General features: G+C 38.1%; 18 protein-coding genes and 1 pseudogene. 3 read left to right on the top strand and 16 right to left on the bottom strand.

Annotated elements, in window-relative coordinates; all coding sequences use genetic code 11:
* Positions 1-10: 10 nt before the first annotated feature.
* The 3 genes from HOO54_RS22810 to HOO54_RS22800 form a co-directional block, all read right to left on the bottom strand.
* A complete protein-coding gene (locus HOO54_RS22810) occupies positions 11-670 on the bottom strand; it encodes an ERF family protein (protein WP_172292242.1) in 660 nt (219 codons plus the stop codon).
* The gene (locus tag HOO54_RS22805; protein WP_172292240.1) at positions 670-1,251 is read right to left on the bottom strand and encodes a host-nuclease inhibitor Gam family protein; all 582 of its coding nucleotides are present in this window, start codon (positions 1,249-1,251) and stop codon (positions 670-672) included. Before HOO54_RS22805 ends, HOO54_RS22810 begins: the two co-directional genes overlap by 1 nt.
* A gap of 205 nt (positions 1,252-1,456) precedes the next feature.
* A complete protein-coding gene (locus HOO54_RS22800) occupies positions 1,457-1,726 on the bottom strand; it encodes a YqaH family protein (RefSeq protein WP_172292238.1) in 270 nt (89 codons plus the stop codon).
* Between the two features lie 50 nt (positions 1,727-1,776).
* Between HOO54_RS22800 and HOO54_RS22795 the strand changes: the two genes are divergently transcribed.
* On the top strand, positions 1,777-2,157 hold the full coding sequence (locus HOO54_RS22795) for a DUF2513 domain-containing protein (RefSeq protein WP_172292236.1): 381 nt from the start codon (positions 1,777-1,779) through the stop codon (positions 2,155-2,157).
* On the opposite strand, the gene HOO54_RS22790 is transcribed toward HOO54_RS22795, so the two are convergent.
* The 5 genes from HOO54_RS22790 to HOO54_RS22775 form a co-directional block, all read right to left on the bottom strand.
* A complete protein-coding gene (locus HOO54_RS22790) occupies positions 2,154-2,402 on the bottom strand; it encodes a hypothetical protein (RefSeq protein ID WP_172292234.1) in 249 nt (82 codons plus the stop codon). The two genes, HOO54_RS22795 and HOO54_RS22790, sit on opposite strands and share 4 nt — an antisense overlap.
* Before the next feature lie 145 nt (positions 2,403-2,547).
* Positions 2,548-3,204, bottom strand: coding sequence for a hypothetical protein (locus tag HOO54_RS22785; protein ID WP_216664702.1), 657 nt, complete (start codon positions 3,202-3,204; stop codon positions 2,548-2,550).
* Positions 3,204-4,019, bottom strand: coding sequence for a phage antirepressor KilAC domain-containing protein (locus tag HOO54_RS22780; RefSeq protein WP_172292232.1), 816 nt, complete (start codon positions 4,017-4,019; stop codon positions 3,204-3,206). The genes HOO54_RS22785 and HOO54_RS22780 overlap by 1 nt, the downstream gene beginning before the upstream one ends.
* A complete protein-coding gene (locus HOO54_RS24830; protein WP_301539265.1) occupies positions 4,020-4,154 on the bottom strand; it encodes a hypothetical protein in 135 nt (44 codons plus the stop codon).
* The gene (locus tag HOO54_RS22775; RefSeq protein WP_172292230.1) at positions 4,154-4,399 is read right to left on the bottom strand and encodes a helix-turn-helix transcriptional regulator; all 246 of its coding nucleotides are present in this window, start codon (positions 4,397-4,399) and stop codon (positions 4,154-4,156) included. Before HOO54_RS22775 ends, HOO54_RS24830 begins: the two co-directional genes overlap by 1 nt.
* Before the next feature lie 162 nt (positions 4,400-4,561).
* Between HOO54_RS22775 and HOO54_RS22770 the strand changes: the two genes are divergently transcribed.
* Positions 4,562-5,224: a LexA family protein gene (locus tag HOO54_RS22770; protein ID WP_172292228.1), complete on the top strand. Its 663-nt coding sequence runs from the start codon at positions 4,562-4,564 to the stop codon at positions 5,222-5,224.
* An 81-nt stretch (positions 5,225-5,305) separates the two neighbouring features.
* Complete coding sequence (locus tag HOO54_RS22765; protein ID WP_172292226.1) at positions 5,306-6,718, top strand: recombinase family protein; 1,413 nt, start codon at positions 5,306-5,308, stop codon at positions 6,716-6,718.
* On the opposite strand, the gene cysK is transcribed toward HOO54_RS22765, so the two are convergent.
* The 8 genes and pseudogenes from cysK to HOO54_RS22725 form a co-directional block, all read right to left on the bottom strand.
* Positions 6,715-7,641: a cysteine synthase A gene (cysK, locus tag HOO54_RS22760; RefSeq protein ID WP_172299269.1), complete on the bottom strand. Its 927-nt coding sequence runs from the start codon at positions 7,639-7,641 to the stop codon at positions 6,715-6,717. The genes HOO54_RS22765 and cysK overlap by 4 nt on opposite strands.
* A 101-nt stretch (positions 7,642-7,742) precedes the next feature.
* Positions 7,743-8,609 (bottom strand): Hsp33 family molecular chaperone HslO, encoded by an 867-nt coding sequence (gene hslO, locus HOO54_RS22755; RefSeq protein WP_172299267.1) that lies wholly within the window; start codon positions 8,607-8,609, stop codon positions 7,743-7,745.
* An 11-nt stretch (positions 8,610-8,620) separates the two neighbouring features.
* Entirely contained in the window at positions 8,621-9,397 is a 777-nt protein-coding gene (locus HOO54_RS22750; protein ID WP_172299265.1) for a type III pantothenate kinase, read from the bottom strand.
* Between the two features lie 449 nt (positions 9,398-9,846).
* Positions 9,847-11,763, bottom strand: a complete 1,917-nt coding sequence (ftsH, locus tag HOO54_RS22745; RefSeq protein ID WP_172299263.1) for an ATP-dependent zinc metalloprotease FtsH — start codon at positions 11,761-11,763, stop codon at positions 9,847-9,849.
* A 97-nt stretch (positions 11,764-11,860) separates the two neighbouring features.
* On the bottom strand, positions 11,861-12,400 hold the full coding sequence (gene hpt, locus HOO54_RS22740) for a hypoxanthine phosphoribosyltransferase (protein ID WP_172299261.1): 540 nt from the start codon (positions 12,398-12,400) through the stop codon (positions 11,861-11,863).
* Positions 12,390-13,815 (bottom strand): annotated as a pseudogene (gene tilS / locus HOO54_RS22735) (tRNA lysidine(34) synthetase TilS). Before tilS ends, hpt begins: the two are co-directional and overlap by 11 nt.
* 103 nt (positions 13,816-13,918) lie before the next feature.
* On the bottom strand, positions 13,919-14,917 hold the full coding sequence (locus HOO54_RS22730; RefSeq protein ID WP_172299257.1) for a protein kinase domain-containing protein: 999 nt from the start codon (positions 14,915-14,917) through the stop codon (positions 13,919-13,921).
* A complete protein-coding gene (locus HOO54_RS22725) occupies positions 14,883-15,656 on the bottom strand; it encodes a VWA domain-containing protein (RefSeq protein WP_375335847.1) in 774 nt (257 codons plus the stop codon). The genes HOO54_RS22730 and HOO54_RS22725 overlap by 35 nt, the downstream gene beginning before the upstream one ends.
* Between the last annotated feature and the right edge of the window lie 37 nt (positions 15,657-15,693).

Below are 15,693 nucleotides of genomic sequence, written 5' to 3'. Positions count from 1 at the left end.
CACCCTCTTGTTATGCTAATTCTTTCTCTGCTTTAGCCACCCATCTTTTAAGTAGATAGATACAATGGTCAGCTTGCCCTTTATTGATTTTGTTAATATCTTTGATGTCAAGAGCTGTTATAACGGTCTTCACATCGCCTTGTCCACGCAATTCAATATAATGTTGAGCAAGGGATTGAATTTCATCCTTTTGCTCCTGTGTGATCATTTCAGGTGGTTTTGTCGCTTCTACTTTTTGTTGAAATGCGTCTGGATCGTCTTTATCTGTCGGAATGTTGAATTGTTTCAAAAGAAAATATTTTTCAGCGTATGTCAAAGCCTTACCGACTCCCTTTTCTCCTGCTATATCAACACCCTGTGCATAAAAAGGGACAGTCAACGTTTCTTCGGGATTTTCTGCATTCACCCAAATAAATTCAAGGTCTAATTCTGTGAAATATGTCGTTTTCTTTTTCTGATTGCCGTACTTATCTTTACTTTCAACTGTTTCTGTTAAGATGCGTTTGTCTACAATTTTCGGAATCAGTAAAAGCGTTTGTTTGTCTAATTCATCTCTGATAGCGCCTAAAACCTGACTTGATCCGACATATTCGTACTGGTTTCCTTTGTTTTCTTTTTGGAGATACGGGATCGCCTTTCTGACCTCGATCAGCTTTTGATAAATATTCATTATTCGTTCACCTCGACTGTGAATTTATCTTCCCTATCAACCACTGTCACACCTGAAATAATCTCGCCATCTGCGTCTATTAGCTTGTCCCCGAAAACTGAAGATTTCTTTTTAATGGATGCCCAATCAACGTCTTTTTTAATTTTGACTAACCCTTTTGTTTCCGCGTATTTCAACAAGTCGGTTTCATTACGTTGATATTCCGGCTGCTGCTTGGTAAGCTTAATTTTTCCATACGGTAGATTGATTGACTTATATGGCTTTTTGCCACTTTCAATCTGCCTTCTGACTTCTTCCCGCATGTATCGCTCTAGTCTATGGATATAGAAGTTTTCACGCTCGACATATGGTTTTTTAGACTCATCACGCCAAAACTCAACCCGTTCAATTTGAGTTCTGAGGCGTTCAAGCTGCTTTTCAGCCACTGCATCTATTTCTGATTGTTTCCCTTTAAAGTAAGTGATGCGCCGTTGTGCTTCGGCTGCTGATTCTAGGTCAGTCACCTCAAACACTTCATAATCCTTTTCCTCTTCTTCGACCTGATCGATTAACACTTGTTCTGTTTCTGGAAGACTACTCATTAATTTGTTTCCTCCCTTGATTTTTCAAAAAATATTCGATATGCTTTAAATATTCTTTCTTAAAAAATCACTTCCCTAAAGTTCACTTGGCAGAGTGAACTTTTTTAATTGTCTTCCTCTTCGTTGTCTTTCTCTTTTTCATACTTCAAATATTCCAACGGATAACCGTAACGGTTGATTTCTGTAATGATTGGATGCTCGATATTCATTGATACGCCCTCCTTACAGTTGAAACGTCTATCCCTTTACTTAAGAGTTGGGACGCTATTTCATGCAGCTGAACAACTTGTTCTGGATGCTCCATCCGTTTAAGATCCTTACAATGGGCAATCATCGACCCTGCTATTTCAATACACCCTTCATAATCTCCGTCCTCAATAGCATCTGGTAACAGTTCAGTGATTAGAAAATCCATTGATTTGATTAGCCTTTCAGCTCTTTCCTGATCAGACTTTAGAAATCGATTTAAATTCATGCTTATCCTCCTCTTTGGTATAATGTTCCTGTAAGATAGGGGGTGAAACTATGAAACTTGATCACGATTGTGTAAGAGAAATCCTTCTTGAATTAGAAGAAAAACTTACATTGAACGACCAGCTAAATACTAGCGAGGTAAGAGAACTTCAAACCGTTCAAAAGTTTGGAGAAGAAACCTCGTTTTACGCTATTTTAAAGCTAATTGATGCCAATTTTATCGAAGGTAAAGCAATACGATCTGATGATTCACTAAGTGGCTTAATCCTAGGTCATTTGACCTGGGATGGCCATGTATTTCTTGATAACATAAGAGAGACATCAATATGGGAAGCTACTAAAGAAAAAACAAAAGGTCTTGCAAGTATTTCAGTGTCGTTAATGGCTGGAATTGCACAAGATTATTTAAAACAAAGGCTCGGTTTAAATTAATATTGTTTTCCTTCAGTCCAACCATGCTCATTAAGAAATCTAATAAGATCATTTATAAACTGTGTATATTTTTCTGTAGAATAATCATTACTGTTAAAAGTCAGTTCAAGATTGAGCTGGCTTTCTTTAGCATCACCCATGGAAAAAGCATTTCTATTTTTTATTTCAAACCCTTTAATCCAGACAGCTGCCCAGGCCTTACCTTTTTCTAATGTAACTGGCATTTGATATTTCATATTAGCCATTTATTCTCTCTCCTTTAACTTTTAGATATGCTTCTTCACAAAAGCCTGATAAATCTTCATAAAACGTTCTGCCTCGCTTAGAGCAAGCCATTCTTTTGTTTTGATCTTCACTTTACCCACCTCCTTTTAGTTGGTCAGTAATGACCTAATCTACTGGCTGTATATATCTCGGACGCTTCTTTATCACTCTCTGCACTTCACCAGTTGTATTGTTAACCAATACTTGCTTTCCTCTGTGATCAGTCCCCATTGTGTAAGTATCAATCCCCTTTTCCTCAGCAAACTCTTCTAACAAACCTTTTTGTCCTTCTGCTCTTCGTAAGGCACTGACTGTTGATAGCGATTCGATCATAAATGATGTAATATCCGAGTTTTGATAATCTGAAATAAAGTCAAATACTTCTCGTTCTGTTCCAATGCAATTGTCTAGTCCCTTTTCTTCAATAACTCGCATTGTGTAAAAATAGTCTTTCATTTCATATTTATCACCGTCATAATGCTTTTCGACCGGGAACATCTGCATCAATTCCCTTGGCGTTAACCAACCTATCATTGTATTGATAGAGCCAATAATGTGAAATCTCGTTAGTACGTCTTCATATGTTTCAGGCATGTCCTCACTATTAATCATTTTTAAACCACTAAAGACAACTCTTTTGAGGGTCTCTCTTTCAATAGATCCCTGGCTTTCGCATTGTGCCAATCCTTCGTATAGCTCATTTAAAAATATTTTTCGATAGATCGAATAATAATCCACCTTTTCCTTTTGAATACCATCTATAACCTGCAATTGATTTGACATTATGAAACCGCCTCTTCTTTCGTTAGAAACTTATTGATGAAATATACTTGACCCTTGCCAGTGACTTTAGGTGTCTTACTGATACTGATATGACCATCTGAATGTGTTATAGATGTTTCCTTAATTTCGAACAATCCACTTTCCATGCTCTTTTGAGTTGGCATGTTGTAATCTGTCCCTTTTCGCTTTATTAAATATCCGTTGTCTCTTAACCATGCGAAAAATCGTTTCTGTCCCGTTTCAATTCCATTCTGTTTTAATAGTTTTGCAAGCTCCCCCACCAAAATAGATGTACTGGATGCTGACACACTATCCGCAAACAGAACTTTAGGTTTGTTTTGCTCAATTTGCTTTTTTAGTTGATTGTTCTGATTTCGCAAATCTAGCACCATTGCTTGCTTTACTTCATCACTGAAACTAGGAAAATAGTTTTTAATGAATTGTTCTTCGTTACCTTTATTAACGTATCCGCCCGTTTTTCTAATTATAGGTAGCACTTCAGAGGTTACCCATCGTTTAAATTTTTTTGCCTTCTCTTTAATTTCTCGATTGTTCCCTTGTTTTGCAGCTCCAAATATTAAATCGTATAAACCTGATTCATTTACGAACTTTTTCTTTTGTTTTCTTCCTATTCTGTCGATGACTCCGTGGACCGCGGAGTCATCTTCCTCAACATGGTTTTGAATTGCATTATGTGGTTTCGAAAAGCTTAATGCTTTAGCAATTTCCTTTGCTCCAAACCACTCAACTCCATCCACTATCATTACAGGTAAATCTCCAAAAATTTTATGATTAAACGTTTGTAATTCATTCATTTATGAAATCTCCTTTTTTTGTTTTGCCTTTCGTTCTTTAATAATTGAATGCATGCTCGGTCTTATCTCTTGAACAAATGTAATAGCATACTTTCCGCTAAGAACAATTGATTCAACTGATTTGTTTTTTTTCATTAAGAAACATCCCTCTCTATATCTAACATTTTGTTAGGTTTTAGTTTAAAAAAAATGATTTCTGAAAAGTCACACCCAAATACATCAGCTAGTGCCACACCTTCTTCTATCTCCATCTTTTGCGGATTTCTCTCCCACGAAGAGTAAGTAGTTCTATGAATACCTAAGGCTTTAGCTACATCGTCTTGAGTTAAATTTAAACGCGCCCTCCATTCTTTTGGAGTTCTTGCAATTTTATATTCCAATTTACCTCACCTCCTCACACGTTAATAATATCTAACATTTTGTTAGATGTCAACGATTTTTACACCATTTTTATATATTTGCGTTGTTTTTTCTAACTGTATGTTTGCTATAGCTAACATTTTGTTTTATAATAACAACATAAATAACAAGGAGGTGAAAAAATGGGGAAAAAAATAAACTTCGCCAAAAACATAGCAAGGATTAGAACAGAGTTAGGACTTTCTAAAGCTGAATTCGGAAAGCGACTTGGCTTTTCTGATGTCACAATAGGGTATTGGGAGCGAGGGGAACGAACTCCCAAGACAGGTACAATTGAAACGCTAGCAAGAAAACTAGGAGTTAGCACAGCCGAATTGATTTTTGACAATGTGGGCGAACAAAATACGCATAGTAGTATTGTTCCGATGACAGAGACAGTTCCTATATATGGATCTATTCCTGCAGGTTGCCCTAAATGGGCAGATGACAATATCATAGGTAGCCTTCCAATCCCTGATAAATTAATTAAAATGTATGGTTTGGAAAACCTCGTATCTTTGAAAATCGAAGGAGATAGCATGAACAAAATAGTGCCTAATGGTTTTTATGCTGTTATAGATACTAAAACTAAAGAAGTTGCAAACGGTGATATTGTAGCTGTCCGTATCAATGGTTATGAAACAACACTGAAAAGATTTTACCAAACAAACAACAGCATTATTCTTGAGCCAGACTCATACAATCCTGAACAAAAACCTTTTATTTTTGATTGCACCAATCCTTTTGAATGTCCTGAAATTACAATAACGGGAAAATACGTATGGAGTTGTGCGCCGATTGATTAATTCATAATTTACCAACGCGGGAGACTACCCGCTCTTCTTTTACAACCAAAAGAACATACATTCTGATAAAGGAGAATAAGGATGAAATGTGTGATATATACAAGGGTCTCTACTGATCTACAAGCAGAAGAAGGAATATCATTAGATCTGCAAAAAGAAAGATTGGAGCAATATGCTCTTTCTCAAGGGTGGGAAATAAAAGAAGTATATACTGATGAAGGATTTTCTGCTAAAAATACAGAGCGACCAGCTTTTCAAAAAATGCTTAATGACATGAAATCGAAAACTTTTGACATAATTTTGGTTTATCGCTTAGACCGCTTCACTCGTTCAGTTGTAGATTTATACGAAATACTAAAACAGATGGATAGGTATAATGTGAAATTCAAATCATCTATGGAGATATTTGACACAACCACCGCTACTGGGCGAATGTTTATAACATTAGTAGCCACTTTAGCACAATGGGAAAGAGAAACAATTTCAGAACGTGTCAAAGATGCTATGAAAAAGCGTGCTGAAGAAGGAAAATTTAATGGTGGGAAAGTTCCTTATGGTTATAGATTAAAAAATGGAGAATTAGTTACACATAAAGAAGAAGCTAAACTTGTAAAGTTAATATTTGAACGCTCCATATCTCTAGGAGCCGGTGCATTATCGCGATACCTAAATAAAAATGGATTTAGAACAAGAAGTGGTTCATTATTTCAACGTGCAGGAATATTAAGCATAATAAACAACCCGATCTATATTGGAAAAATACGCTGGGGAGAAGAGGTTTATACTGATATCGCGCAAAAAAGCTTTGAACAAATCATTTCTTTAGAATTATGGGAACAAGTCCATAAATCGATGGATATAAGAAAAAAGAACAATACTAAATCATACCGGAAATACACATATTTATTTAGTGGTGTTTTTAAATGTGCTCGTTGTGGTAATCCACTTATGGGTTCTCCTAAATACCGAAAAGATGGTAGCGTTAGATACGGTTATAAATGCAAGGGACATTACTCATTAGGAATATGCGATCTCCCGCAATTTGGACAAGATTCACTGGAAAAAACATTCTTAAACTTGTTAAAACTAACTGGTTTTAAAGACAAATTAGAAACAGATGAGACAAAAGATGATATGGGTAATATAAAGAAAAAAGTAAATGAATTAGATGCAAAGAAAAAGCGTGCAAAAGAACTTTATATTGAAGGTGACTTAACAAAGAAAGAATATCGAGAAATGTTAGAGAATTATTCAAATATGCAATCAAAACTTTTACAAAAAATCAAAACTGATTCTGAATCTGTAACACTTGAAGAGCTTGCCCTTTTCATTGAAAATATTCAAAGTGAATGGGTTAATTTAGATGACATTGAAAAGAAATCAGCTATCAACGCAGTATTTGATTACGTAAAAGTTGATGTAAAAACTTTCTCTAAACCATCTCGATATTCTCAACCAGCAGAGATTATCATTACTGAATATAAGTTAAATTAATCGTGATTTTCTGACCATAACGGAGTGCTTAAATATCTCTCACCATTGCTCGGAGTCACAGCCAGCACTTTTTTACCTTTTCCAAGCTTTTTAGCAACTTGGAGTGCGGCAAAGATAGCCGCTCCTGATGAGATCCCACCAAGAATTCCTTCCTCTCTTGCAGCTTTTCGAGCGAAATCAAATGCTTCTTCATTTTTTACTGTGATAATGTCATCATAAATATCGGTATTTAAAACCTTAGGAACGAAGCCTGCTCCAATTCCTTGAATTTTATGAGAACCTGGTTTTCCTCCCGATAGAACGGGGGAATCTGTCGGTTCAACGGCAATCACTTGAATAGATGGATAATTCTCTTTCAACACTTCTCCGACTCCCGTAATTGTTCCCCCAGTTCCAATACCTGCAACAAATGCATCAAGTTGATCAAACTGTTCAACAATTTCTTTTCCTGTTGTACGGCGATGCACTTCCGCGTTGGCAGGGTTACTGAATTGTTGAGGCATAAAGTAGCCATGCTCTTTCGCAAGTTCTTCTGCTTTTTTTATTGCCCCTTTCATCCCTTCAACTCCAGGAGTCAACACAAGTTCAGCTCCATAGGCACGAAGAAGGTTGCGACGTTCAGAGCTCATTGTGTCAGGCATAACAAGAATGGCTTTAATCCCTTTTGCAGCAGCCACCATCGCTAGCCCGATTCCAGTATTTCCGCTTGTCGGTTCAATTAAAGTATCGCCCTCTTTCAATAAACCCTTTTCTTCTGCATCTTCAATCATTGCTAGCGCAATCCGATCTTTTACGCTGCTTCCAGGATTCATATACTCAAGCTTTACATATACATCAGCACTATCTGTCTCAACAAGGCGATTCAATTTAACAACAGGTGTATTTCCGATTAAATCATAAACAGAGTTAGCAACACGAACCATTCTGAGCACCTCAATTTCCGAGTATTTTTATTGGTATTATACCTAATATCAAAAAATTTTGTCAATCGAAAAAAAGTCCGCTAAGTGATTAGCAGACTTGATCATTCATCTCGAAGGGCTTCAAGCTCTTCCTTAGTAAATATATAAGTTTCATTGCAAAAGTGGCATTGCGCTTCTGCTTTTCCATCTTCATCAATCATTGCTTGAATTTCTTGTTTACCTAATCCAATAATCCCACTTGCGAATCGTGCTTTTGAACAATTGCATGTGAATTTGACAGGGATGGTCTCAAGTACTTCTGGTTCCTCCCCTAAGACGACACTTAGCACTTCTTCTGGTGAAAGTCCTTTTTGAATCAATTTAGAAATAGGTTCCACCTGAGAAAGATTCGTTTCAAGCTTTTCGATCGTTTTCTCATCAGTCCCTGGCATTAACTGAAAGATAAACCCGCCAGCAGCCAAAATGGTATGATCAGGATTGACAAGCACACCCACTCCTACTGAAGAAGGGACTTGCTCAGAAGCAACAAGATAGTATGTAAAGTCTTCCCCGATCTCACCTGAAACGATCTCGACCTGTCCCGTAAACAGATCGCGTAAACCGAGATCTTTTACAACACTTAATGTGCCAGAAGTCCCAACAGCTCTTCTAACGTCAAGTTTTCCTTGTTCATTTAATTCAAAGTGAATTTGCGGGTTTGATACATACCCTCTAACTTCACCTTTTGCATTTCCATCAGCAATAATGGCTCCGACTGGTCCACCTCCTTCAATTTTAACTGTCAGTTTATCATCGCCTTTCAGCATAGCTCCCATCATGACGGTTGCTGTCATCGTTCTACCTAAAGCTGCTGAAGCGGTTGCCCATGTCTGATGACGTCTTTGCGCTTCCGAAATAGTTTCAGTTGTTCTAGCAGCATACGCACGGACTTTACCTTCATATGCCAACGCTTTCACTAAATAATCCATTCGTTATCCTCCTAAATACTCCCCACACGGTTCCGCTCATAAATTAATTCAAGCCCTTTTAACGTAAGAAACGGATCAACAATATTAATACAATCAGACTCTTCTGCAATTAATGATGCTAGTCCACCGGTTGCAATTACTTTTGGGGTCTCTCTTAACTGTCGTTTCATCCGTTTTACAATTCCTTCAACCTGTCCAACATAGCCGTATAGAATTCCCGATTGCATAGCACTAATCGTATTTTTACCAATAATGTTGTCCGGTCTGGCAATTTCAATTCTTGGAAGCTTTGCAGCTCTAGAATAAAGAGCTTCTGTGGAGATTGTAATTCCCGGTGCTATCGCTCCACCCAAATATTGTTTATCCTCATTAATACAGCAATAAGTTGTAGCAGTTCCAAAATCAACGACAATCAGCGGACTCCCATAAAGATGAATAGCCGCTACCGCGTTTACAATCCGGTCTGCTCCGACTTCTTTAGGATTATCGTATTTTATGTTTAATCCTGTTTTCATGCCGGGACCAACAATTAATGGTTCAATTTGAAAATACTTTGTACACATTCTTTCTAAAGAAAACATAATTGGCGGTACAACTGAAGAAATAATGATCCCTTCAATCTGATCAAACATCAAACCTACATAATCAAATAAGGAACGAAGGAGCATACCAAACTCATCCTCAGTTTTATGACGGCTTGTCTCAATTCGCCAATGATATTCAAGCTCTCCATTATGATACACACCGATGACGGTATTCGTATTTCCCACGTCTATCACAAGTAACAATCTGATCACCACTTTGATTAGTTTCTCTTACTTTAAGATAAAACATTCTACCCTCATACAATACACGATTAAGATTTGATTTGTAAACGAATCAAACCGCTAAAGAAATCGGTCATTATAGTATTCAGCGTTTTCATAAAAAGGATCTTACGGAGCAAAAATCCTTTAAATAGCCCTATACGGTCATTTTCGGCGGAATGTTCACCAACAAGTCCTCAAACGGATGAACACAACTCATAACACTGTGCAGGGGCAGAGCACGAGACTTTAACACCTTATGTGTCCTGATAGTAGTAGGGATGAATAAAAATTGGAGAATTTGCTTTCCATGGGCGATCCGCGAGCCTCTTCGTGGGGTCTCGCAATTCCCCTTGATTCAACTTTTTAGACCGCTCATTTCTTCTCCACAATAAGAAAAACTGCCAAAAGTTTGGCAGTTCCCTTAAAAATTACTCTTTTTCATCGTTTTGTGTTTCTGTATCTCTTTTATTGATATTGACTTTCATGTCATCTGTTTGTTCTTCGTCATCTGAAAACTTACGTTCAGGAAGTTTTCCATGTTCCATTAGATGCTTAATTTGCTCAGCATCAAGCGTTTCGACTTTTAGCAATGTTTGCGCGATCAGTTCGAGTTTATCGCGGTTTTCAGTAAGAATTGTTTTAGCACGTTCATAACATTCTTTAATGAAGTGCTGCATTTCCTTATCAATCTCATACGCAATCGCATCGCTGTAATTTTGATCATTGTTAAAGTCGCGCCCCAAGAAGACCTGCCCGCCTTGCGACTGTCCGAATTGTAGCGGCCCGAGTTTTTCAGACATACCAAACTCCGTGACCATCCGTCTCGCAATTCCTGTTGCACGCTGAAAGTCATTATGGGCTCCTGTGCTGACTTCACCGAAGATAATCTCTTCAGCCACACGCCCCCCTAACAACCCAACAATTTTGTCGAGAAGTTCCGGTTTCGTTTGGAAATAACGGTCTTCCTTCGGAAGCATTACCGCATAACCACCTGCTTGCCCACGGGGAACAATTGTAACTTTATGAACCATATCCGCCTCATCCAACACAAGTCCAATCACTGTATGTCCGGCTTCATGATACGCCACAATATTGCGTTCTTTTTTGGAAATGACCCTGCTTTTCTTAGCTGGTCCCGCAATGACACGATCTGTTGCCTCATCGATATCACGCATATCGATTTTCTTTTTATCCTGACGTGCTGCTACAAGTGCCGCCTCATTCAAAAGATTTTCAAGATCCGCTCCAGAAAATCCTGGTGTGCGCATTGCAATTGCGTTTAAATTAACGGTTTCATCTAACGGTTTATTTCTAGCATGTACTTTTAGTACTTCTTCACGTCCTTTAACATCAGGGCGATCAACAGTAATTTGACGGTCAAAACGTCCCGGACGCAGTAACGCAGGGTCTAATATGTCAGCACGGTTTGTTGCTGCAATAATGATGATCCCTTCATTAGCACTAAATCCGTCCATTTCAACAAGCAACTGGTTCAATGTTTGTTCACGTTCATCATGGCCTCCGCCAAGACCGGCACCACGTTGACGTCCAACAGCATCGATCTCATCAATAAAAATCAGACACGGCGCATTTTTCTTAGCATTTTCAAATAAATCACGAACACGTGATGCACCGACTCCGACAAACATTTCAACGAAGTCTGATCCACTAATACTGAAGAAAGGTACGCCCGCTTCACCAGCACAAGCCTTTGCTAGCAAAGTTTTACCTGTACCAGGTGGTCCAACTAAAAGTACACCTTTCGGAATTCTCGCCCCGAGTTCAACAAACTTCCGTGGATCTTTAAGGAAGTCAACGACCTCGACCAGTTCTTGCTTTTCCTCATCTGCTCCAGCAACATCTTTAAACTTGACGCGTTTCTTCTCTTCTGTATAAAGCTTCGCTTTGCTTTTACCAAAGTTCATGACACGACTTCCGCCGCCTTGAGCTTGATTAAGCAGGAAGAAGAAAAGAATGAGGATAATAACAAAAGGGATTATGGTAGTAAAGAAGGTCATCCATCCGCTTGTTTCCGGTGCGGGTTCAACTTCAATCTTCGTTTTCTTAACCTTTTGCAGAATTTGATCTGATCCTCTTCCTTCAGGAACATGGGTTAAGAAATACTCGTCTTTGCTATAATTAGTTAGCTGCCCCCTGACCTCATAAACACCTCTAACAGGTTGAATGGATACACTTTCCACCTTCCCTTTATCAAGGTTTGAAACAAAATCACTATACGACATATTTTCGGTTTTCGGATTTGCGTTTTGGAAGAAGCTCACAACCCCGATCACAACTAATAAAATAAGTAAATAAAAAATGGTATTACGGAAGACTCGATTCATTCCTTACCTCCTCCCACAGTAAGCACAACTATGTTCAATAGTATCATAGAAAATCATTCCAATACAACAGTTATCCTTTTCACACACCACTCGCATATTAGCTCTCATAAACCGACGGTTTGAGTACTCCGATATACGGAAGATTGCGATAACGTTCCGCAAAATCAAGACCATATCCAACAACAAATGCATTTGGTACTTCAAAACCGACATAATCTGCTTTAATGTCTGCCTTCCGTCCGCTCGGTTTATCGAGAAGAGTGACAATCTTGATGGACTTTGCTTTGCGGTATCGGAAAAGCTCTACAAGGTAACTTAACGTTAGCCCACTGTCAATAATGTCTTCAATAATTAAAATATCCCGACCCTCTACAGATGTATCCAAATCTTTAAGGATTTTTACTTCGCCAGAGGAAACTGTAGAATTTCCATAGCTTGATACATCCATGAAATCCATTTCCAAATATGTATCAATACGCTTTAGGAGATCTGCCATAAACGGCATTGCTCCTTTTAAAACACCAATAGCCAACGGAAACTTATCGCTGTATTCTTCTGTCAAAGTCGCACCAAGTTCTTTGACTTTATTTTTGATTTCTTCTTCAGAAATCAAAATCTTCTCAATGTCATGTTTCATTCTCTGTTTGCCCCCTACACTTTTTCATGCTGTCTATATTGTAATACAATGCGCTCATTGTTTGTATCATCATGTTCTTCAAAAATGGTTTTTTTCAGACCAGGTATCCAAACGATCATTCCAACCGCGTCTGTCACAATAGGCCAACTATCTCTTTTTTCGAGAGGCACTTTTTCATTAATAAATATATCTTTTACCTTTTTTGAACCATTCATCCCTTTAAGTTTCATTCTGTCCCCTTTTTTCCTTGTTCGTACATAAAGGGGGAATTGAACCTGCCTTGGACTAGTTGCAAACATATCATTCCCTGTTGAGGCACCTTCTGAAGCTTGCCTGCTCACATGAATTGAAGATCCATTAGGAAGCATCAGCTCTGTTTTATCTGTTCCACTTATTTCATAATGATAGGAGATATTTTCGCTTTGCATTGGAAGAAATGTAAACAAACATGTATGATAAGATTTGGCTATCTTTAACCCATCTGGAAAGTCAAGTGAACCGGATGGTTCTGTTTTTGAAACCCATTCCAGAAACACTTCAATATGATGGGCAGAAAACACGGATGGAACGTTTTCATAAAGATAGTTTAATATTAGTTGAACTCCTCTCCTTTGTAAAGGCATTGGAAGGTTTAGAAGGTTTTCTATCTTGATTTCAACAGTAGAACTCGACTTTTTTGTGATGACTGTATTCATCTTCTCTTTCGTTAATTCCTGTAAGAACAATTCATCTTCGGCCAACGCTTCACTGACGGACTGAAAACGTTTATGTACATCTTCTGACTCTTTTTTTAATAGCGGGAGTACATGATGTCTCAATCTGTTTCGTGTATAGGCATCTTTGTTGTTACTTGGATCTATCCTAAATGGGATTTGATTCACTTTGCAATAGTGTAAAATGTCTTTTTTTTCAAGCCCCAAAAACGGCCTTATGAGCCACCCTCCTCCAAATCGGCGTTTTGGTTGAATGCCGGCAAGCCCTAAACCGATCGTTCCTTTTATCAACCTCATCAACATCGTCTCGATTTGATCATCGCCATGGTGGGCCAATGCCAAATATTGCGCTTGATGTTTTTCCATTTGCTCTTTAAAAAACTGAAAGCGGCATTCTCTTGCAGCTGCCTGTTTATTCAGTTTTTTTTCATCAGCATAATTTTGAACATTGATTTGCCGTGTTTCACAAAGCACTCCCTTTTGATCACAATATGTTTGAACAAAGCGCATATCTTCCTCAGATTCCCTGCCTCTGAACATATGATCCACATGCACAGCTATCAATGTTGCAGTGCTTGGCATCATGCTCTTGAGAATATGGAGCAGAGCCATGGAGTCAGACCCCCCGGAAACACCAACAATGACCGTTGTTCCATTAAATGACAGATTATTTCTTTTCATAAAATCTTCTATACTCTTCACAATGGTCCTCCACCTAATCGCAGGCTATATTTCAAAAGATATAAATATCCTAACACTTTCACTCAGTCCCTGCAAAGAAGAGCTATCCACTCAAGACAAATTGTTAAATAAAAAATAAAACAATATAGGCAAAATAAAGGGCAAGAACACTGACGACAATGATGACTGTTTCAAATACTCCGCCTGATTTTTGATGTGTTTTCGACCGCTGCAGCGGCACTGTCTTTCGCTTATGTTTTGCAAGCCGTGATGGAGAGGGTTGGGAATGACGAACATGTCTTTGTTTAATAGCTGAACGACCTGTCTCAAGTAAATCGAATTTCATTTCATCAGCCGTTTTGTAGTTTCCCTTAAAAGCAGTCGCTAAAACTGTTTGATATGTTGTTAAAAATGGATGATTGTTAATGACTGATAAAAGCTGGGTCCTTGGATTCCCAGTCTTCTTAAATTCCTTCTTTGTTACACAGTTCACCATAATCATAGCAACTGAAAATAGATCATATGATGGTTCTGCTCGTCTAGTTCCACATTCCCAGTACCCCCTATCAAAGAACTCTGTATATTCCTTAATCGAGCGACCTTCTTTTGTCGTTCCTCCAACATCAATACAACGAATTCTTGCAGGAGACTCTGTCACAATCAAATTGTCAGGCTTTAAATCTCCAAATATCCATCCTTTTTGATGAATAATTGATAAATTTGACAGTAGTTGACTAATTAAAACCGGTATCCATTCATCTCCTTTTTCTTCTATATATTGCAAAAGAAGTGGTCCTTCAATATATTCCATGACATAAAATGATAGTTTTTGATGAGTTCCTGAAAGTAGCATATCATCCACATCAAAAAAAGAAGGACCCATTGCACTTGCTTGGGCCCTTGAAAAAGATTTAAGCACATTCACTTCTGAGGTAATGGATAAACTGTCATCACTTACTTTTAATGCCACCTGGCTTTGTTTTGAGTTTGCCAAGTAAACAACACCATTAGCCCCTTTCCCAAGCTGTTTGATAATCTGATATGAGTGATTGTTCCACTTTCCAACAACTGATGAACCAGGCTTTAAGCTAGCTGCTAAACTTGTCGAAGCGTTTTTCATCATCTTCTAACATACTCCTTCTTGAGCGATTTTTATTAAAATAGTTAATCGCTGCTCGGATAGCTGGTCCTGTTGGTGTAATACCTCCTGCAGCAAGTCTAGAAAATAGAGAGGAAAGAGATTCAAACTTTGGTGTCCAATCCTGCACAATCTCCGCTTCTTGTTTTTTCCCGGGAAATATAAACATCGCAAATTCATTATCACCTATTCTTGAATGAAGACTAATGGACAAATCAATTAATGCTTCTTTTACAGTTGGAAGCTTTGGATTCATGCTTGCGCTCGTATCAACAAGCACTAAGACATGTAAATGAACAGTTTCTCCAAGTTCATCAACAACTTCCATCACTTCCCCACGTTGATCAGGAGGTAGCTCATCCATTTCTGTCTGTTTACCAAGAATTTGTTTAAGTTCTTGATTAACTACACCCTGAAGGGTTTGTGTCATCGCTTTTTTCGTCACCATCTGAACAGTTTGTGACAGCTGTGAAGCGTAAACAACCTGATGAATACCGCCTCCAGCAAGAGCGATCCCTTCAACTTCACTCATTGCAGATTGATCCATAGAACCTTCTTCCATAATCCCAATCACATTAACAGTTATTCCCTGTTCCTTTGCGAAGGCTGCTATAGCCTGAGGATCTTCACCGCGATTTGAACAGCCATCCGTAATAAGTAAAATTTGATTTAAATGGCCCTTTTTCATATTTATTCCTCCTGAACAAAGATATCTTTTTTCAATTCCATCTTCGCCAGAAGAAAATTGATTTATACGAATG

Origin of the sequence: Bacillus sp. WMMC1349 (genome assembly GCF_013155385.1) — a bacterium.
In the GTDB taxonomy this organism is placed as follows: Bacteria; Bacillota; Bacilli; order Bacillales; family Bacillaceae; genus Bacillus.
The sequence above is the reverse complement of the archived record's forward strand: the minus strand, read 5'-3'. Positions and strand labels throughout refer to the sequence as shown.

What these genes read in the sequence shown, in the direction of transcription:
- HOO54_RS22810 (WP_172292242.1), bottom strand. Translation starts at nt 670, where the DNA reads ATGAATATTTATCAAAAGCTGATCGAGGTCAGAAAGGCGATCCCGTAT.
- HOO54_RS22805 (WP_172292240.1), bottom strand. Translation starts at nt 1,251, where the DNA reads ATGAGTAGTCTTCCAGAAACAGAACAAGTGTTAATCGATCAGGTCGAA.
- HOO54_RS22800 (WP_172292238.1), bottom strand. Translation starts at nt 1,726, where the DNA reads ATGAATTTAAATCGATTTCTAAAGTCTGATCAGGAAAGAGCTGAAAGG.
- HOO54_RS22795 (WP_172292236.1), top strand. Translation starts at nt 1,777, where the DNA reads ATGAAACTTGATCACGATTGTGTAAGAGAAATCCTTCTTGAATTAGAA.
- HOO54_RS22790 (WP_172292234.1), bottom strand. Translation starts at nt 2,402, where the DNA reads ATGGCTAATATGAAATATCAAATGCCAGTTACATTAGAAAAAGGTAAG.
- HOO54_RS22785 (WP_216664702.1), bottom strand. Translation starts at nt 3,204, where the DNA reads ATGTCAAATCAATTGCAGGTTATAGATGGTATTCAAAAGGAAAAGGTG.
- HOO54_RS22780 (WP_172292232.1), bottom strand. Translation starts at nt 4,019, where the DNA reads ATGAATGAATTACAAACGTTTAATCATAAAATTTTTGGAGATTTACCT.
- HOO54_RS24830 (WP_301539265.1), bottom strand. Translation starts at nt 4,154, where the DNA reads ATGAAAAAAAACAAATCAGTTGAATCAATTGTTCTTAGCGGAAAGTAT.
- HOO54_RS22770 (WP_172292228.1), top strand. Translation starts at nt 4,562, where the DNA reads ATGGGGAAAAAAATAAACTTCGCCAAAAACATAGCAAGGATTAGAACA.
- HOO54_RS22765 (WP_172292226.1), top strand. Translation starts at nt 5,306, where the DNA reads ATGAAATGTGTGATATATACAAGGGTCTCTACTGATCTACAAGCAGAA.
- cysK (WP_172299269.1), bottom strand. Translation starts at nt 7,641, where the DNA reads ATGGTTCGTGTTGCTAACTCTGTTTATGATTTAATCGGAAATACACCT.
- hslO (WP_172299267.1), bottom strand. Translation starts at nt 8,609, where the DNA reads ATGGATTATTTAGTGAAAGCGTTGGCATATGAAGGTAAAGTCCGTGCG.
- ftsH (WP_172299263.1), bottom strand. Translation starts at nt 11,763, where the DNA reads ATGAATCGAGTCTTCCGTAATACCATTTTTTATTTACTTATTTTATTA.
- hpt (WP_172299261.1), bottom strand. Translation starts at nt 12,400, where the DNA reads ATGAAACATGACATTGAGAAGATTTTGATTTCTGAAGAAGAAATCAAA.
- HOO54_RS22730 (WP_172299257.1), bottom strand. Translation starts at nt 14,917, where the DNA reads ATGATGAAAAACGCTTCGACAAGTTTAGCAGCTAGCTTAAAGCCTGGT.